The sequence below is a fragment of the Actinosynnema sp. NPDC023794 genome (assembly GCF_040639675.1).
In the GTDB taxonomy this organism is placed as follows: domain Bacteria; phylum Actinomycetota; class Actinomycetes; order Mycobacteriales; family Pseudonocardiaceae; genus Actinosynnema; species Actinosynnema luteola.
This window is the reverse complement of record NZ_JBFAFR010000004.1, coordinates 280,503-298,172: the sequence shown is the minus strand read 5'-3', so window position 1 is coordinate 298,172 and position 17,670 is coordinate 280,503. Positions and strand designations below refer to the sequence as shown.

Here is a 17,670-nt window from a genome sequence, read left to right as displayed (position 1 = left end):
ATCCCGATGAGCACCGACGCGGCGGACGCGACGCCCGCCTACCGCTACACCGCCGAGCTGGCGGGCGAGATCGAGCGGCGCTGGCAGCAGCACTGGGAGGAGGACGGCACCTTCCACGCGCCGAACCCGGTCGGACCGCTCAAGGGCGACGTGCCCGCGGACAAGCTGTTCGTGCAGGACATGTTCCCCTACCCGTCGGGCGCGGGCCTGCACGTGGGCCACCCGCTGGGCTTCATCGGCACCGACGTGTTCGCCCGGTACCACCGGATGAACGGCCGCAACGTGCTGCACACGATGGGCTTCGACGCGTTCGGCCTGCCCGCCGAGCAGTACGCCGTGCAGACCGGGCAGCACCCGCGCAAGACCACCGAGGACAACATCCAGACCTACCTGCGGCAGATCCGCAGGCTGGGCCTGGGTCACGACGAGCGCCGCCGGATCGCCACCACCGACCCGGGCTACTACAAGTGGACCCAGTGGATCTTCCTGCAGATCTTCAACTCCTGGTACGACCCGGCGGCGGGCAGGGCGAGGCCGATCGTCGAGCTGGAGGCGCAGTTCGCCTCGGGCGAGCGGGCCACGCCGGACAAGCCGTGGGACGGGATGACCCGCCCGGAGCGGGAGGAGCTGCTGGGCCGGCACCGCCTGGTCTACCTGTCCGAGGCGCCGGTGAACTGGTGCCCCGGCCTGGGCACCGTGCTGGCGAACGAGGAGGTCACCGCGGACGGCCGCAGCGAGCGCGGCAACTTCCCGGTGTTCCGGCGCTCGCTGCGCCAGTGGGTGATGCGGATCACCGCGTACTCCGACCGGCTGATCGACGACCTGGACCGGCTGGACTGGCCGGACAAGATCAAGGCGATGCAGCGCAACTGGATCGGCCGCTCGCGCGGCGCCAGGGTCGAGTTCGCCGTGGCCGGGCACGACGGCGTGGACGTCGAGGTGTTCACCACCCGGCCGGACACGCTGTTCGGCGCGACGTACGTGGTGCTGGCGCCCGAGCACCCGCTGGTGGACGTGATCGCGTCCGCCGAGCAGGCCGAGGCGATCGCCGCGTACCGCGCCGAGGTGTCGCGCAAGTCCGAGCTGGACCGGCAGGAGAACAAGGAGAAGACCGGCGTCTTCACCGGCGCGCACGCGGTCAACCCGGTCAACGGCGCGCAGATCCCGGTGTACGTGGCGGACTACGTGCTGATGGGCTACGGCACCGGCGCGATCATGGCGGTGCCCGGACAGGACCAGCGCGACTGGGACTTCGCCAAGGCGTTCGACCTGCCGATCATCCGGACCGTGCAGCCGCCGGTGGACTTCGACGGCGAGGCCTACACGGGCGCCGGCCCGGCCGTGAACTCCAGCCACGTGAGCAGCGTCGACCTGGACGGCCTGGACGTCGACGAGGCGAAGAAGAAGATCATCGCCTGGCTGGAGGAGCAGGGCCGCGGCGAGGGCGCCGTGCAGGTCAAGCTGCGCGACTGGCTGTTCTCCCGGCAGCGGTACTGGGGCGAGCCCTTCCCGATCGTGTACGACGAGGACGGCACGCCGATCGCCGTGCCGGAGTCGATGCTGCCGATCGAGCTGCCCGACGTGGACGACTACTCGCCGCGGACGTTCGAGCCGGACGACGCGGACTCCGAGCCGTCGCCGCCGCTGTCGCGCGCCGAGGACTGGGTCACCGTCGAGCTGGACCTGGGCGACGGGCCCAAGCGGTACCGGCGCGAGACCAACACGATGCCCAACTGGGCGGGTTCGTGCTGGTACCAGCTGCGGTACGTGGACCCGACGGAGTCCGAGCGGTTCGTCGACGCGGAGAACGAGCGGTACTGGCTGGGTCCGCGCACCGCCGAGCACGGCCCGTCCGACCCCGGCGGCGTGGACCTGTACATCGGCGGCGTGGAGCACGCGGTGCTGCACCTGCTGTACGCGCGGTTCTGGCAGAAGGTGCTGTTCGACCTGGGCCACGTGTCCGGCGACGAGCCGTACCGGCGGCTGTTCAACCAGGGCTACGTCGAGGCGTACGCCTACCGCGACTCGCGCGGCGCCCCCGTGCCCGCCGAGGAGGTGGAGGAGCGCGACGGCAAGTACTTCTTCGAGGACGAGGAGGTGCGCCGCGAGTACGGCAAGATGGGCAAGAGCCTGAAGAACGTCGTCACACCGGACGAGATGTGCGAGAAGTACGGCGCCGACACGTTCCGGCTGTACGAGATGTCGATGGGCCCGATGGACGTCTCGCGGCCGTGGGCGACCAAGGACGTCGTCGGCGCGCAGCGGTTCCTGCAGCGGCTGTGGCGCAACCTGGTCGACGAGACCACGGGCGAGCTGCGCGTGACCGACTCCGACCCGGGCGAGGACGCGCTGCGGCTGCTGCACAAGACGATCGCGGGCGTGCACGACGACTTCGCGAACCTGCGCTACAACACGGCGGGCGCGAAGCTGATCGAGCTGAACAACCACGTCACCAAGCACTTCCCGGGCGGCGCGCCGCGCGTGCTGGCCGAGCCGCTGGCGCTGATGCTGGCGCCGTTGAGCCCGCACGTCGCCGAGGAGCTGTGGGCCAGGCTGGGCCACACCGAGTCGCTGGCGCACGGCCCGTTCCCGGTGGCGGACGAGAAGTACCTGGTCGAGGACGCGGTGGAGTACCCGATCCAGGTCAACGGCAAGGTGAAGGCGCGCGTGGTGGTGGCGGCCTCGGCGTCGGCGGCCGAGGTCGAGGCGGCGGCGCTGGCGGAGGAGAAGGTGGCCGAGCTGATGGACGGCGGCGCGCCGCGCAAGGTGATCGTCGTGCCGGGCCGGCTGGTCAACGTGGTGCTGTAGCGGGGTCCACGGACACCGGGTTCACGGGCAGCGGTTCACGGACACCGGGTTCACGGACGGGGCAACTGGGCGGCCACTTCGGTCATCGCGTCGAGCAGGTCCGGCTCGACGTGCCCGGTTGCCGGTTCGGACTCGGCGATCGTGATCGTGGTGTCCTTGATCTCCGACCAGTAGTGCGTGGCGGTGAACCGGACGTCCGGCATGCCCACCACCCCGCCGGGGAGCGGTTTCACGTCGCCGGAGCCCGCGACGTCGACGACCCGGTCGAACTGCCGGGCCTGGTTGCGGCCCGGGAACGTCACCCACACCACCGACACCAAGGCCGCGTTGCCCGCCTGGTCGCCGACGGCGAGCAGGAGGCGGTCCAGCGACGTGCACGGGGTCTGGGCGAGGAAGTCGCGCACCTGGCCGAACGAGTTCTCCACGCAGTCGAGCTCCTGCTTGACCGCCTGCTTGCTGATCCCGACGCCGAGGTGGCTCATCGCGCCTTCGGCGTCACCACCGCGCGCCGCGCGCTTGGCGTCCCACTTGCGGACGCCGATGCTCTCCACCGGTCCCGCCGCCCCACCACCGCCGCTCGCGCCCGAGTTCAGCGCCGCGCCACCGGCCCCGCCCGCGCCCGCGAGGACGACGAGCACCGCGGCCACTAACGCCACGCCGCCGGATCCCTTGTCGGAACTCTTCCCCGCCACCATCCCCCCGCCCCGAGACGTTCTCGCCGTGCGGCCACCACATGCAACCCCGCCCGGGTGCCCCCGGTTGTGCCGCGAACGCGAAAAGCCCTCGAACGGCCCAGCAGGTATGCCCGGAAGTCGCAGCTCACGGACGCGCCAGGTGACGAAAACCCATCTCTCCGAGGATCTGGGCCAGCATCGAGTCGAACATCGGCTCGGGGTTGGACACCGCGAACGGGAAGCGGCCGAAGACCTCCAGGGCCACGTGGCCGTAGATCCGCACCCACGACTGGGTGATGTGGTAGACCGCGCCGAGCGGCAGCACGCTCTCGTCGACCGCGACGCCGCGGTCGTTCACGGTGGCCAGCAACACCTGCTGGAACACCGCCAGGTCGGCGTGCAGGTTCTCCGGCGCGTCGTGGCCGAGGTCGTCCGGCAGCGGGTGGCTCGCGATCAACCTGCCCGCGACCTCCAGGAACACCCGGCCGAACTGGTCGCCGACCTGGCCGCGGTCGTCCGGGGAGCAGGAGCCGAGCGCGTCCTCGGTGGACGCGAACACCAGCGTGAACTCCTGCGGGTGCGCGAGCGCCCAGCGCCGGAAGCCCCGGCACACCGCGTAGACCTGCGCGCTGACGTCGTCGGAGTCGATGCCGTCGAGGTCGGCGTCGAGCTCGGCGGCCAGGTCCGTGCAGATGTCCTCGGCGAGCCTGCGGAGCAGGTCCTCGCGCGAGTCGTAGTACCGGTACAGCGCGGGGGCGGTGATGCCGACTTCACGTGCGATCGCACGCAGAGTGACGGCGTCCCGGCCGTGCTCCACGAGCAGGGCACGGGCCTGTCGCCGGATGTCACGCTCGGTCTCAGCGCGTAGCCGCTCACGGCGAGTGGCCTCGGTCATAAGTCACCCAATCAGGTTGTAAACAGTGTTCACCCGGGTATAACTTCGGGGCAGGTGAGTGAACACCGTTTACGAAGTTGACGCCATTCACCCAACCGTAACCCACCTGCCTGGGAGGACGCGTGTTCGCGAAGTGGGGATCGCTGGCGTACCGCCGCAGATGGGTGGTGCTGATCGCGACGGTGGCCCTCGCGGTGGTCGGCGGCATCTGGGGGCTCGGCGTGTTCGACCGGCTCAGCCAGGGCGGTTACGAGGCGCCGACGAGCGAGGCGGCGCGGGCCAACCAGGTCGCGCAGGACGCGTTCGGCCGACAGGGCGGCGACGTGCTGGTGGTCTACAACACCACCGACCCGGTCAAGCTCCAGCAGATCGCCGGCGAGCTGTCCGACCTCCCCGCGGACGCCGTGCTGAAGGTGCAGCCGCCGTTCCCGTCGCCGCAGAGCGGCAAGTCGCTCGTCGTGATCACGCTGACCTCGGGTGACTCGAACACGCAGCTCAAGCAGTACGACCAGATCGCCGACCGGCTCCAGGTCGACGGGCTGGACGCGCAGGTGGGCGGCCTGGTGCCGACCCAGAAGGCGATCAGCGACATGTCCGCCTCCGACCTCACCAAGGCCGAGGCCGTCTCGCTGCCGATCGTGCTCATCCTGCTGGTGATCATCTTCGGCGGCCTGGTCGCGGCGTCGCTGCCCGTGCTGGTGGGCGGCCTCGCGATCATGGGCTCGCTCGGCGTGCTGCACGCCGTCTCGCTGGTCGCCGACGTGAACTCGTTCGCGGTCAACGTGGCCAGCCTGCTCGGCCTCGGCATGGCGATCGACTACGGCCTGTTCATGGTCGGCCGGTTCCGGGAGGAGCTGGCCGCGGGCCGCGCCACACCGGACGCCGTGCGCCGGACGGTCATGTCGGCGGGCCGCACCGTGATGTTCTCCGCGACGCTGCTGGTGATCGCGCTCGCCGGGCTGCTGCTGTTCCCGCAGGGCTTCCTGAAGTCCCTGAGCTACGGCGGCATGTCGGCGGTGGCCATCGCGGCGGTCGTGTCGCTCACCCTGCTCCCCGCGCTGCTGGCCGTCCTCGGCCACCGCGTGGACAAGCTCGCCATGCCGTGGCGCAAGAAGAAGGCGCCGTCCGAGGGCGGCTGGCGCCGGCTGGCCGGTCGGGTGATGAAGCGCCCGGTGCTGTTCGCGCTGCCGATCGTGCTGCTCCTGCTCGCGCTCGGCTCGCCGTTCCTCGGCGTGAAGTTCGGCGAGGTCACCGAGAAGGTGCTGCCCGAGGGCAACCCGGCGCGCGTCGCCGCCGAGACGGTCAACCACGACTTCGCCGCGCTGTCCAACGCCGGCTTCAAGATCGTCATCACCGGTGACCCGTCGCAGGCCGAGGTGCAGGAGTTCCTCGGCGACGTCGGCGCGGTGCCCGGTGTCGGCGAGGCGCAGATCGCGGCCGAGCCCGCCGGCGGCGTGTGGCTGATCAACGCCGGGCTGGACCAGGACGCGCTGAGCGACGAGTCCAAGCAGGCGCTGCGGGAGGTGCGGGCGCTCGCCGGACCGGGTGACGAGGTGCTCGTCGGCGGCAGCACGGCGATGGTGACCGACAGCCTAGACGCGATCGGCGAGAAGCTGCCGCTGATGATCCTGCTGCTGGTGGGCGCGACGTTCGTGCTGATGTTCCTGGCGTTCGGGTCCGTGCTGCTGCCGATCAAGGCCGTGGTGATGAGCGCGCTGAGCCTGTCCGCCACGTTCGGTGTGCTGGTGTGGGTGTTCCAGGACGGGCACGGCGCGTCGCTGCTCGGCGTCACGCCCGCGCCGCTGGAGTCCGGGATCGTGGTGCTGATGGCGGCCGTGGTCTTCGGGTTGTCCACGGACTACGAGGTGTTCCTGCTGTCCCGGATGGTCGAGGCGCGCGGTCGCGGCGCGTCGACCGAGGAGGCGGTGACCGCCGGTCTGGCGAAGACCGGTCGGGTGATCACGGCGGCGGCGCTGCTGCTGATCGTGGTGACGGGCGCGTTCGCGTTCTCGCAGATCACGATGATGCGGTTCGTCGGTGTCGGCATGATCCTGGCGCTCGCCCTGGACGCCACCGTGGTGCGGATGCTGCTGGTGCCCGCCGTGATGAAGATGCTCGGCGACGCCGCGTGGTGGGCGCCGGGGCCGCTGCGGCGGATCCAGGAGCGGATGGCGATCCACGAGGACGCGCCGGTGGAGGACGAGAAGCTGCCGCAGCCCGCCTAGGCGGTCGTCCTCTCAGGAGCGGTCGACCGGTTCGAACGCGATGACGGTGGCCGTGACGCCGCGGCCACCGTCGTCCAACCCGCTGAGCTGGAACGTGTTCAACACCCGGTTGTCGGTGCTGTCCAGCACGGTCGCGGTGTTGCCGCTGGACAGGAACACGCGGCGGTCGCCGGGCGCGATGGCCAGCGCCTTCGCCTTGAGCCGCAACACCTTCGTGGCGCGGGTCGTGGTGTCGACGACGGCCACGCGGCGGTTGAGCGCCACGTAGACGCGGCGACCGTCCGGGGTGACCGCGATGCTGCCCGCGCCCTTGCCGACCCGCGTCGACCAGCGCAGCTCGTCGGTGCGCGTGTCGATCACGGAGACGGTGCCGGTGCCCTCGCCGACGTCGAGCGAGCTGACGTAGACCGCATTGCCGTCCGGGCTGACCGCGACGTGCTGCGGCATGCCCTCGACGTCGATCGTGGTCCGGGGGCTCGCGGTCTCGGTGTCGAGCACGCTCACCGTGCCGTCCTGCGCGTTGGCCACGTACAGCCGGCGGCCGTCCGGCGTGACCGCGATGCCCTGCGGCTGGCCGCCCGCCCTGATCGCCGCGACCAGGCGGAACGTCACCGGGTCCACCACCGCGACCGCGCCGCTGCCGGTGACGTAGAGGCGCCGGCCGTCCGGGCGCAGCACCGCCTGCGCCAGCTGCGCGCGGGCGTCGATGCGGCCGACGACCTTGCCCGCCACCGGGTCGACCGCCGTGATCACGCCCGCCCAGCCGTTGACCACGTACACCCGCCGGCCACCCGGCTCGACCGCCGCGCCCGTGGTCCACGCGCCGGTGTTGGCGGTCGCCACGACCCGGCCGTCGGTGGTGTCGAGCACCTGCACCCGGCCGTTGTGGGTGATCACGTACGCCTTGGGCGCGCGCGTGCCGGCGGCGGTGACGACGTGCGACCGCTCCTGGCCGGCGGCGGAGAGCGCGGCGGCGAGGAGGACGGCTGCGGTGCCCAGGGCTGCGGTGCGTCGTCGTCCCCACATGGCTGGATGGGAACACCGCCGCGCGGTCGGGTTCCACCCTGGTCCTACGGACGGGTGCCTTTTGTGCCGGACCGGGTGATGGGGGCTGGCTGCCGCCCGCGGCGGCGGGACGGGCGGCAACGGCGGCGCCTCGGCGGCGGTGCGCCCGGCGCCGGTCGCTCGGGGGGCGAAACGACCGACGCCGGACCCCTGCCGGTGCCGGAGCACCGGTGGTCGTACCCCGACGACGTAGACCTCTACACCAGGTTGACGCAGTCCGGGCCGTTTTGGATCCCGAGAGCTACGAATCAGCCGAAATTCGTCGAGTTGCCACCAGCTTGGCGTAACGCGTGCCCGCCGTCAGGAGGACGAGGCCGGCGCCGATGAACGCGAGCACGCGGGCGATGCCGTCCAACGCGGACATGTCGAACAGCAGCAACTTCGCCACCGCCGCGCCGACCAGCACCAATCCGGCCACCCGCAGGGACTTCCGGTCGATGCCGCGCACCAGCAGCACCAGTGCGGCGACCGTCCACGACACCGTCACGATCGAGTGACCGAAGAGGAATCCGGTCACGTCCTGCGACACCAGCAGCGCGCCGCACAACACGACACCGGCCGCCGCGTACAGCAGCACGACACCCGTGACGATCCACGGGAACGGGTGCCTGCCCAGGACACCCAGGCCCGACGCGACCCACGGCAGCACGACCACGAGCACGCCGAGGACCAGCGCGGTCAGCATGCCGGACACCAGGAACCCCGAGGTGTCCACGCGCCACGGTTCGTCCAGCAGCAGCCGCGGCGGCACGGCTTGCGCGGTGGTGAGCAGAAAACCGATGGCGCCGAACACGAGCGAGCCGAGCAGCGGACCGCGCGACTCGAGGACCTTGGCCAGGAACGCCAGCGCCAGGGCCTCGGCCAACACCACCGCGGCCCTCGTGCTGCCGTCCAGGGCGATCGTCGTGGCCTGGAACAACGCGAACACGCCGACCGCGCCGACCGCCGCGGTGAAGTTCTTCGGCAACGAGCGCCGACCGGCCGCCCACAGCGCGAGCATCAGCACCGCGACGGCGCCGGCGACACCCGCGCCGAGCGTGCGGTCCAGGACGGCGGTGGTGAGCAGGGCCGGCAGCGGCGAGCCGACGGCGAGGGCGAGCGCGGTGACGTCGCCGGGTCGGGCGTTGATCGTGAGCACGGCGGCGGCCACGCCGATCACGGCGGCCAGCAGGGAGATGCCGGCCAGCGTGAGCTCGTCCGCGCGGCCGATCACCAGGACCGAGGCGAGCAGCGGCGGCACGCCCGCGGTGACCGCGAGCCACGGCCAGTCGCGCTTGAGGTGCACGGGGCTCGCCGCGATCTTCAGGACCAGCAGGAACGCCACCAGCAGCGGCGTGAACCCCTGCGTGAGGACGGGGGCGCACACGGCGCAGGCCGCGACCACGCCGATGGCGAGGGCGGCCGAGTCCCAGCGCAGGGCGAGCAGCAGCCCGCCGCCCGCGATGAGCAGGCCCGCGGCCAGACCACCGCCTTCGGGCAGGTACTCGTAGATCGAGGTCGCGGCGATGACGTCCAGGTACAGCACGGCGATGCCGGTGGCGGCGAGGGCGAACGCGCCGGTGCGGCCGGCCGGGGTGCGGTGCAGCCACAGGCCGAGGCCGACCAGCACGCCGCCGAGCGCGGCGCCGCCGAGGACGCGGGGCAGGGGGCCGAGGTAGCCGCGTTGCACGGCGAGGACCAGGAGGAGGACGACACCGAGCAGCGTGACCGCGCCGCCGACCCAGGCGAGGAGCTTGCTGCCCGCGCCGTCCTTGGCGAGGCGGTCGAAGAGGGTGGGGCCGGGCGGCGGCGGAGGGGTGGGCGGCCAGTACGGGGCAGGTTGGCCCCAGCCCGGAGCCCCCGGCGGCGGGCCCTGTGGTGGCGCGTAGCCCGGATGGGGCGCGGCGTAGGCCGCCGGGCCGTTCGGGTGGGCGGTCGGACGGGGCGCCGTCGGGTAGGGCGGTGGGGTCGGCTGAGCCGGGGCTTGCGCGGTCTGGGCCGCCGCGGCGACGGGCTGGGCGGGTGCGGGTTGAGAGGCGACGGGCTGGGCGGGGGCCGGCTGGGCAGGCTCGGACTGCCGTGCGGCGGGCGCGGTCGGCTCACTCGCGGGCATGCCCGATGTCGCTCCGGCCGCCGTGCCCGTGGCGGGCGGTGCGGTCGACGTCGTCACCGCCTGGGTGCTGCCGACCCGGTGCAGCTCCTGACCCACCGCCTCCAAGCGGCGGCCGAGGTGCCCGAGTTCATCAGCGAGCCTTGTCAGGGGGTCCAGCCCAGTACCGGTCATGTGACCAGCGTCGCCCGGATCCGGTGTATCCGGAATCCGTACCACTACTCAACCCGGTACCGAACCGGTCACGCCGGGACCTGGCACAGTGCCACCGTGACTGTTCTCGTGCTCGGTTCGGCCAACGCGGACCTCGTCGTCTCGGTGCCACGCCGACCCGCCGGCGGTGAGACGGTGCTCGGCGGCGACACCGTCGTCCTGCCCGGTGGCAAGGGCGCGAACACCGCCGTGGCCGCCGCCCGGCTGGGCGCGTCGGTGGCACTCGTCGGCGCGGTGGGCGGGGACCAGTACGGGGAGCTGCTGTTGGGCTCCCTGTCGTCGTCGGGTGTGCGGACCGATTTCGTGCGCACGTCGTCCCGGCCGACGGGCTTGGCTTACATCACCGTGACGCCGGACGGTGAGAACTCGATCGTCGTCGCCCCCGGCGCGAACTCGGACCTGGGCGTGTCCGATGTGGACGCGCTGACCTGGGACGACGTGTCGGTGCTGGTGTGCTCGCTGGAGGTGCCCGTGCCGACGGTGTCGCACGCGGTGCGGGTGGCGGCGTCCCGCGGCGTCCGGCCCGTGCTGAACCTGTCGCCGGTGGTCGAGGTGCCCGCGGAGGTGCTGGCCCTGCTGGACCCGCTGATCGTGAACGAGCACGAGGCGGCGTCGCTGGCGGGGTCGTTCGACGGTCTGCTGGCGCTGGGGCCGAAGTCCGCCGTGGTGACGTTGGGCGCACGCGGCGCGGCCGTCGTCACGCCGTCCGGTGTGGTCGAGGTGGGTGCTCCCGAAGTGTCCGTTGTGGACACGACGGGCGCCGGTGACGCGTTCGCCGGCGCGCTGGCGGTCGCCCTGTCGTCCGGCTCGTCACTGCCGGAAGCCGCCGCTCTCGCCGCCCGCGTGGCCGCCCTGTCGGTGACCTCGGCCGGGGCACAACCGTCCTACCCGACCCTGGCCCAGGTGCGGCCCGGCTGAACCCGCGCCCGGCAGGGCATGTCGTCCCCGGGACAGCGGGTCCGACCGCGTGCAGACCAGCGGCCAACCGACTCGGCGATCGCGACACCGGGCACCAGGCAGGAGGGCGGGGCGGGCACGGCACTCCTAAGATCATGCGACTGGGACACCCGCAGGGCCCTTCCGCCCGAGTCGGGGTCGGGCCGCCAGGCCGGGCTGCCGGTGTCGCCGGCCGGGTAGCGGGCTCGGGGCGGGTGTCGTTGGCTTGTCCTTCACGTCCCGTCGACCTGAGGGTATGGTCTAGACCATGTCGAGTGCGCGGCTGAGTGGTGTCGGGGTGAGTTCCGGGCGGGCGTCCGGGCCGGTGGTCCGGGTCGCCGAGCCCCTGGGTGAACCGCCGGCCGGACCCGCGCCGGCGGATCCGGCGGCCGAGGCGGCGCGGATCAGGCCCGCGGCGGACGTCGTCGTGGCGCGGTTGCGGGAACGGGCCGCCGCCGCGAGCGGTGACGCGAAGGACGTGTTGGAGACGACCGCGGCGATGGCGGCCGACCCCGCGTTGCTCTCCCAGGCCGAGAAGCTGGTGACGTCGGACTCCCTGCCCGCCGCACGGGCCGTGCACCAGTCCGCCGCCGGCTTCATCACCGCACTCGAAGCGGCGGGCGGGTACATGGCCGAACGGGCCCGCGACGTCCGCGACGTCCGCGACCGGCTGGTCGCCGAACTGCTCGGCGTGGCCGCGCCCGGTGTGCCGTCGCTCGCCTCGCCGTCCGTGCTCGTGGCCCGCGACCTGGCGCCCGCCGACACCGCCGGGCTGGACCCGGCCAAGGTGTTGGCGCTGGTCACCGAGGAGGGCGGACCCACCTCGCACACCGCCATCCTGGCCCGGTCGCTCGGCATCCCGGCCGTGGTGGCGTGCCGCGGCGTGCTCGACCTCGACGTGCCCGCCCTGCTCGTGGACGGCGACACCGGCGTGGTGCAGGCCTCGGACGGCACGGTCCGCGCGGCGCACGTCGCGGGACGGGCGGAGTGGAACGGCGTCGGCGTGCTGCGCGACGGGTACCGGGTGAAGGTGCTCGGCAACGTCGGCTCGCCCGCGGACGCGGTCGCGGCGGCGGCGGGCGGCGCGGAGGGCGTCGGCCTGTTCCGGACCGAGTTCTGCTTCCTGTCCGCCGCGACCGAGCCGTCCGTCGCCGAGCAGCGCGAGGCGTACGCGGCGGTGCTCGCGCCGTTCGCGGGCAAGCCCGTGGTGGTCCGCACGCTGGACGCGGGCGCGGACAAGCCGCTGCCGTTCCTGGCCCCCGAGCCGGAGCCGAACCCGGCGCTGGGCGTGCGCGGCCTCCGGGTCGCCTTCGACCGCCCCGACGTGCTGGAACGCCAACTCGAAGCGATCGCGCTCGCCGCCGCCGACACGGATGCCGACGTGTCGGTGATGGCGCCGATGGTCGCCACCGCCGCCGAGGCCGCGTGGTTCGCGGAACGGGCGCGTGCGGCCGGCATCCGGCGCGCGGGCGTGATGATCGAGGTCCCGGCGGCGGCCCTGAGCGCCCACGAGGTGCTGGCCGTGGTCGACTTCGTCTCCATCGGCACCAACGACCTGGCCCAGTACGTGTTCGCGGCGGACCGGCAGGTCGGCGCGGTGGCCGCGCTCAACGACCCGTGGCAGCCCGCGCTGCTGCGGCTGATCAAGCTGGTCGGCGACGCGGGCACGGCCGCGGGCAAGCCGGTGGGCGTCTGCGGCGAGGCCGCCGCCGACCCGCTGCTGGCGTGCGTGCTGACCGGGTTGGGCGTGACGAGCCTGTCGATGAACCACACGGCCCTCGCGGGCGTGGGCGCGAAGCTCGCCTCGACCAGCTTCGACCTGTGCCAGCTGGCGGCCGGCGGCGCGGTGGCGGCGGCGGACCCGGCGTCGGCGAAGCTGGCGGCCCGCGCCCCTCACTGACCGACGGCGTCCAGCAGGGCGTCCCGGACCAGCCCGATCAACGGGTGGCCCTCGCTGCCCGCGCGCACCGCCGCGACCACCCGCCGCAACGGGGCCGTGCCGCGCACGGGCACACCGCGCACGGCGTTGCGGGGCACCAGAGCCACCCCCGCGCCCGCCCGCACCAACGCGCCGATGGCGCGGAAGTCGTCGGACGTGTGCGTGATCCGCGGCGCGAAACCGGCGTGCTCGCACGCCAGCTGCACGACGTCGCGCACCGGGTTGCCGGGCAGCGTCACGACCCAGTCGTCGTCCGCGAGGTCGGCCAGGTCCACCTCCGCCCGACCGGCCAACGGGTGCGCCGGCGGCAGCACCACGTCGAACGGCTCGGTGTAGAGCGGGAACCGGGTCAGCCGCCGGTCGTCGGTGCGCAGCCGGTACTCCTCGGTGATCGCCAGGTCGATCTCGCCGTCGAGCAGCAACGGCACGCTGGCGTGCCCCTCGACGTCGCGCACCCGCAGCGTCACGCCCGGCGCGGACACCCGCAGCGCGGCCAGCGCGGGCGCGACGACCTGCGTGATCGCCGACGCGAAGCTGCCGACCTCGACCCGACCGGTCGCGCCGGAGGTGAACGCGGCCAGCGTCGCCTGCGCCCGCTCCAGCTCCGCGGCCACCGCGTTGGCGTGCCGGACCAGCAGCTCGCCGGCGGCGGTCAACGACACCCGCCGCCCACGCCGCCGCAGCAGCTCGTGCCCCACCTCGGACTCCAGGGCGGCCAGCTGCTGCGACACCGCGGACGGCGTGAGGTGCAGGGCCTGCGCCGCGGCCGTCACGGTGCCGTGGTCGGCGAGCGCGCGCAGCACCCGCAGCCGTCGTGGGTCGATCACGGACCCATTGTCACGACGTGCACGGCAGGCCCGCGTGCGGTAACAAGAGCCATGCGTTCGCTCCGCGCCACCGAATCGGTCATCGCCGGTCTCGGCCTGCTCGTGCTGGTCGTCTTCGGCTTCGTCGTGCCCAGCGCCCGGGCCGGCGAGTTGGAGATGAACGGCGTCGTCGTGACCCTGTCGATCCTGGTGTCCGCGATCCTGCTCGTGTTCGCCGGCATCTGGGGCCCCAGCGGCAAGAAGTGAGGCATCACATCCGGTCGCGGGCCGCGATGAACGCGTCCACGGCGCGGTTCACGTCGTCGGTCGAGTGGGCCGCCGACATCTGGGTCCGGATCCGCGCCTTGCCGTGCGGCACGACGGGGTAGGAGAAGCCGATCACGTAGATGCCCTGCTCCAGCAGCAGGTCGGCCATCCGGGACGCCTCCGCCGCGTCCCCGATCATCACCGGGATGATCGGGTGCTCGCCGGGCAGCAGGTCGAAGCCCGCCTCGGTCATCCGGGAGCGGAACAGCGCGGTGTTCTCGCGCAGCCTGGTCAGCAGCTCGCCGGACGAGCTGAGCAGGTCGAGCGCGGCGATCGCGGCGGCGGTGATCGACGGCGCCAGCGAGTTGGAGAACAGGTACGGCCGCGACCGCTGCCGCAGCATCTCCACGATCTCCGCCCGCCCGGACGTGTAGCCGCCGGACGCGCCGCCCAGCGCCTTGCCGAGCGTGCCGGTGACGATGTCCACCCGGTCCTGCACGCCGAACAGCTCGGGCGTGCCGCGACCGTTCGGGCCGGTGAAGCCGACCGCGTGCGAGTCGTCGACCATCACCAGCGCGTCGTACCGCTCGGCCAGGTCGCAGATGTCGTCCAGCGGCGCGAGGTAGCCGTCCATGGAGAACACGCCGTCGGTCGCGATCAGCCGGTAGCGGGCGTCGGCGGAGTCCTTGAGCTGCCGCTCCAGGTCGTCCATGTCTCGGTTCTCGTAGCGGTGGCGGCGTGCCTTCGACAGCCGCACGCCGTCGATGATCGACGCGTGGTTCAGCTCGTCGGAGATGATCGCGTCGTCCGCGCCGAGCAGGGTCTCGAACAGGCCGCCGTTGGCGTCGAAGCACGAGCTGTAGAGGATCGTGTCCTCGGTGCCCAGGAACTGCGAGAGCCGCAGCTCCAGCTCCTTGTGCGGTTCCTGCGTGCCGCAGATGAACCGCACCGACGCCATGCCGAAGCCCCACCGGTCCAACGCCTCGTGCGCGGCCTCGACCAGCCGCGGGTGGTCGGCCAGGCCCAGGTAGTTGTTGGCGCAGAAGTTCAGCACCTCGGCGCCGGAGCCGACGCGCACGGCGGCGTTCTGCGGTGTGCCGATCACCCGTTCCGCCTTGTAGAGCCCGGCCGCGCGGATCTCGTCCAGGCCGGTCCGCAGGTCCTCTCGCATCGCGCCGTACATCAGTGAGCTCCCGTCCAGTCGAGGATGACCTTGCCGCACTTGCCCTCGCGCGCCGTCGCGAACGCCTCGGCGAAGTCCGCGTGGTCGAACCGGTGCGTGATCACCGGCGTCAGGTCGAGGCCGCGTTGCAGCAGCACGGACATCGAGTACCAGGTCTCGAACATCTCCCGGCCGTAGATGCCCTTGATCTGCAGCATCTTCAGCACGACGCTGCTCCAGTCGACCGCGAACTCCTCGGCGGGCAGCCCGAGGATCGCGACCCGGCCGCCGTGCGCCATGTTGCCGATCATCTCCTGCAACGCGACCGGCTTGCCGGACATCTCCATGCCGACGTCGAAGCCCTCGGACATGCCGAGCTCGGCCTGCGCGTCGGCGATCGTGCGCTCGGTGACGTCGAGCGCGAGGTCGACGCCGACCTTGCGGGCCAGGTCCAGCCGGTGCTCGCTCACGTCGGTGATGACCACGTTGCGCGCGCCCGCGTGCTTGGCCACGGCCGCCGCCATGATCCCGATCGGGCCGGCGCCGGTGATCAGCACGTCCTCGCCGATGACCGGGAACGACAGCGCGGTGTGCACGGCGTTGCCGAAGGGGTCGAAGATCGCCGCCACGTCCAGGTCGACGGGCGCGCGGTGCACCCAGGCGTTCTGCTCGGGCAGCACCACGTACTGCGCGAACGCGCCGTCGCTGTGCACGCCGAGGCCGCGGGTGTTGGCGCACAGGTGCCGGCGGCCCGCCTTGCAGTTGCGGCACGTGCCGCAGACCAGGTGGCCCTCGCCGCTGACCAGGTCGCCGACCTCGACCCCGGTCACCGCCGCACCGGTCTCCACCACCTCGCCGACGAACTCGTGCCCGAGCACGAGCGGCGCGCTGATGTTGTGCGCGGCCCACTCGTCCCACGAGTCGATGTGCAGGTCCGTGCCGCAGATGCCGGTGCGCAGGACCCGGACCACCACGTCACCGGTGCCGGGGGTGGGGTCCGGGACGTCGGTCAACGACAACCCCGGCCCGGCGGTCGCCTTGACCAGTGCCTTCATGCGGGCGAGTGTGCTCCCACCCTCTTGTGCAGTCCATCAGGACTTTCTGAATTCACTCGTAAGTTCAGCTTCATTGGCGATGTTGCGCGCCATGCCGCCGAACACCAGCCCGTGGAACGGCCACACCAGCCACCAGTACACGTGCCCGGCGAGCCCTCGCGGCACGAACACCGCCCGTTGGCGGTACGTCGACCCACCGCCGTCCGCCTCCGAGACCCGGAGCTCCAACCAGGCCAGGCCCGGCACCCGCATCTCCGCGCGCAGCCGCAGCAGCCGGCCGCGGTCGAGCTCCTCCACCCGCCAGAAGTCCAGCGCCTCGCCGACGTGCAACCGCCGGGGATCGCGCCGCCCGCGCCGCAGCCCGACGCCGCCGACCAACCGGTCGAGCCACCCGCGCACCGCCCAGGCCAGGGGGAACGAGTACCAGCCGTGATCGCCGCCGATGCCCTCCACGACCTGCCACAGCCGTTGCGGTGACGCGGCGGTCCGCCGTTCCCGCACGTCGACGTACGACGAACCGCCGGACCAGTCGGGGTCGGTCGGCAGCGGGTCGGCGGGCGCGCCCGGCACCGACGCGCCCGACCAGCGGGTCTCCACGTCCGCGTCGCGGACCTTCGCCAGCGCGAGCGCCACCGCCCGGTCGTAGCCGGTGTTCTCCCCCGGCAAGTACGCCTCGATGTCGTGCTCCCGGCACACCACCTCGTGCACCAGCGACTCGATCAACGGCGCGGCGATCGAGCGCGGCACGGGCGTGACGAGGTTGACCCAGTGCGCGGAGAGGCGCGGCGTGAGCACCGGCACCGGCAGGACGCGCCGCCGGCGCAGCCCGGCCACCTCCGCGTACCGGAGCATCATCTCCAGGTAGGTCAGCACGTCCGGGCCGCCGACGTCGAACGCCCGGTTGACGTCGGCCGGCAGCCCCACCGCGTCGACCAGGTACCGCAGCACGTCCCGCACCGCGATCGGCTGGACCCGGTTGCGCACCCAGCGCGGCGTGACCATGACCGGCAGCCGTTCGGCGAGGTAGCGCAGCATCTCGAAGCTCGCCGAGCCGGACCCGATGACCACCGCCGCCTGCAGCACCACCGCGGGCACCGGGCCGCGCAGGAACACGTCTCCGACCTCCTTGCGCGAGGCCAGGTGGGGTGACAGCGCCGCACCCGGTGGGTGCAGTCCGCCCAGGTAGACGATCCGCCGCACGCCCGCGTCCGCCGCGGCGCGCGCGGTGTTCTCCGCGGCGCGCCGGTCCGCGTCGACGAAGTCCGGATCGCTCAACGAGTGCACGAGGTAGTGCACGACGTCGACGTCCCGCATCGCCGCGTCCAGGGAGGCCGGGTCGAGCACGTCGCCGCGCACGACCTCGACCTGCCCGACCCACGGCACGTCCCGCAGCTTGCGCGGGTCGCGGACCAGGCACCTGACCCGGTGGCCCGCCGCGACCAACCGGGGCACGAGCCGTCCGCCGAGGTAGCCGGTCGCGCCGGTGACGAGGCAGTGCACACCACGATCCTCACCGCGCGACGGCGGGACCGCACG

Annotated in this window: 13 protein-coding genes; 5 read left to right on the top strand and 8 right to left on the bottom strand. The window is 72.7% G+C overall.

The genetic code is table 11. The features are described from left to right. Positions 1 to 6 precede the first annotated feature (6 nt). Positions 7 to 2,808 (top strand): leucine--tRNA ligase, encoded by a 2,802-nt coding sequence (gene leuS / locus AB0H12_RS12660; protein ID WP_499622916.1) that lies wholly within the window; start codon positions 7 to 9, stop codon positions 2,806 to 2,808. A gap of 50 nt (positions 2,809 to 2,858) precedes the next feature. On the opposite strand, the gene AB0H12_RS12655 is transcribed toward leuS, so the two are convergent. Further along, entirely contained in the window at positions 2,859 to 3,464 is a 606-nt protein-coding gene (locus tag AB0H12_RS12655) for a hypothetical protein (protein ID WP_499622915.1), read from the bottom strand. A gap of 163 nt (positions 3,465 to 3,627) precedes the next feature. Next, a complete protein-coding gene (locus tag AB0H12_RS12650; protein WP_499622914.1) occupies positions 3,628 to 4,377 on the bottom strand; it encodes a TetR/AcrR family transcriptional regulator in 750 nt (249 codons plus the stop codon). A 122-nt stretch (positions 4,378 to 4,499) separates the two neighbouring features. On the opposite strand from AB0H12_RS12650, the gene AB0H12_RS12645 reads away from it, so the two are divergent. Beyond that, positions 4,500 to 6,602: an MMPL family transporter gene (locus AB0H12_RS12645; RefSeq protein WP_499622912.1), complete on the top strand. Its 2,103-nt coding sequence runs from the start codon at positions 4,500 to 4,502 to the stop codon at positions 6,600 to 6,602. A 12-nt stretch (positions 6,603 to 6,614) separates the two neighbouring features. Here the strand turns inward: AB0H12_RS12645 and AB0H12_RS12640 are convergent, their stop codons facing one another. Next, the gene (locus AB0H12_RS12640; RefSeq protein ID WP_499622910.1) at positions 6,615 to 7,628 is read right to left on the bottom strand and encodes a YncE family protein; all 1,014 of its coding nucleotides are present in this window, start codon (positions 7,626 to 7,628) and stop codon (positions 6,615 to 6,617) included. Positions 7,629 to 7,908: 280 nt separating this feature from the next. Next, positions 7,909 to 9,930 (bottom strand): DUF2339 domain-containing protein, encoded by a 2,022-nt coding sequence (locus AB0H12_RS12635; RefSeq protein WP_499622909.1) that lies wholly within the window; start codon positions 9,928 to 9,930, stop codon positions 7,909 to 7,911. Positions 9,931 to 10,026: 96 nt separating this feature from the next. Here AB0H12_RS12635 and AB0H12_RS12630 point away from each other — a divergent pair, with 96 nt between their 5' ends. After that, a complete protein-coding gene (locus AB0H12_RS12630) occupies positions 10,027 to 10,887 on the top strand; it encodes a ribokinase (RefSeq protein WP_499622907.1) in 861 nt (286 codons plus the stop codon). Positions 10,888 to 11,173: 286 nt separating this feature from the next. Further along, positions 11,174 to 12,805 carry a phosphoenolpyruvate--protein phosphotransferase gene (ptsP, locus tag AB0H12_RS12625; protein ID WP_499622906.1) on the top strand — a complete coding sequence of 544 codons (1,632 nt, stop codon included), beginning with the start codon at positions 11,174 to 11,176 and terminating at the stop codon, positions 12,803 to 12,805. Here the strand turns inward: ptsP and AB0H12_RS12620 are convergent. Then, complete coding sequence (locus tag AB0H12_RS12620) at positions 12,799 to 13,671, bottom strand: LysR family transcriptional regulator (RefSeq protein WP_499622905.1); 873 nt, start codon at positions 13,669 to 13,671, stop codon at positions 12,799 to 12,801. The two genes, ptsP and AB0H12_RS12620, sit on opposite strands and share 7 nt — an antisense overlap. Before the next feature lie 51 nt (positions 13,672 to 13,722). Between AB0H12_RS12620 and AB0H12_RS12615 the strand changes: the two genes are divergently transcribed. Continuing rightward, complete coding sequence (locus AB0H12_RS12615; protein WP_499622904.1) at positions 13,723 to 13,917, top strand: hypothetical protein; 195 nt, start codon at positions 13,723 to 13,725, stop codon at positions 13,915 to 13,917. Positions 13,918 to 13,921: 4 nt separating this feature from the next. On the opposite strand, the gene AB0H12_RS12610 is transcribed toward AB0H12_RS12615, so the two are convergent. The 3 genes from AB0H12_RS12610 to AB0H12_RS12600 are packed head-to-tail and all read right to left on the bottom strand — an operon-like array spanning position 13,922 to position 17,634. Next, on the bottom strand, positions 13,922 to 15,100 hold the full coding sequence (locus tag AB0H12_RS12610; protein WP_499622903.1) for a glycine C-acetyltransferase: 1,179 nt from the start codon (positions 15,098 to 15,100) through the stop codon (positions 13,922 to 13,924). Beyond that, complete coding sequence (tdh, locus tag AB0H12_RS12605; RefSeq protein ID WP_499622902.1) at positions 15,100 to 16,134, bottom strand: L-threonine 3-dehydrogenase; 1,035 nt, start codon at positions 16,132 to 16,134, stop codon at positions 15,100 to 15,102. Before tdh ends, AB0H12_RS12610 begins: the two co-directional genes overlap by 1 nt. 36 nt (positions 16,135 to 16,170) lie before the next feature. Then, positions 16,171 to 17,634 carry an SDR family oxidoreductase gene (locus tag AB0H12_RS12600; RefSeq protein WP_499622901.1) on the bottom strand — a complete coding sequence of 488 codons (1,464 nt, stop codon included), beginning with the start codon at positions 17,632 to 17,634 and terminating at the stop codon, positions 16,171 to 16,173. Positions 17,635 to 17,670: the final 36 nt, after the last annotated feature.

Bases quoted from the DNA above. Each gene is read 5' to 3' on its own strand.
- leuS (WP_499622916.1), top strand. From the start codon at position 7: ATGAGCACCGACGCGGCGGACGCGACGCCCGCCTACCGCTACACCGCC.
- AB0H12_RS12650 (WP_499622914.1), bottom strand. From the start codon at position 4,377: ATGACCGAGGCCACTCGCCGTGAGCGGCTACGCGCTGAGACCGAGCGT.
- AB0H12_RS12640 (WP_499622910.1), bottom strand. From the start codon at position 7,628: ATGTGGGGACGACGACGCACCGCAGCCCTGGGCACCGCAGCCGTCCTC.
- AB0H12_RS12635 (WP_499622909.1), bottom strand. From the start codon at position 9,930: ATGACCGGTACTGGGCTGGACCCCCTGACAAGGCTCGCTGATGAACTC.
- ptsP (WP_499622906.1), top strand. From the start codon at position 11,174: ATGTCGAGTGCGCGGCTGAGTGGTGTCGGGGTGAGTTCCGGGCGGGCG.
- AB0H12_RS12615 (WP_499622904.1), top strand. From the start codon at position 13,723: ATGCGTTCGCTCCGCGCCACCGAATCGGTCATCGCCGGTCTCGGCCTG.
- AB0H12_RS12610 (WP_499622903.1), bottom strand. From the start codon at position 15,100: ATGTACGGCGCGATGCGAGAGGACCTGCGGACCGGCCTGGACGAGATC.
- tdh (WP_499622902.1), bottom strand. From the start codon at position 16,134: ATGAAGGCACTGGTCAAGGCGACCGCCGGGCCGGGGTTGTCGTTGACC.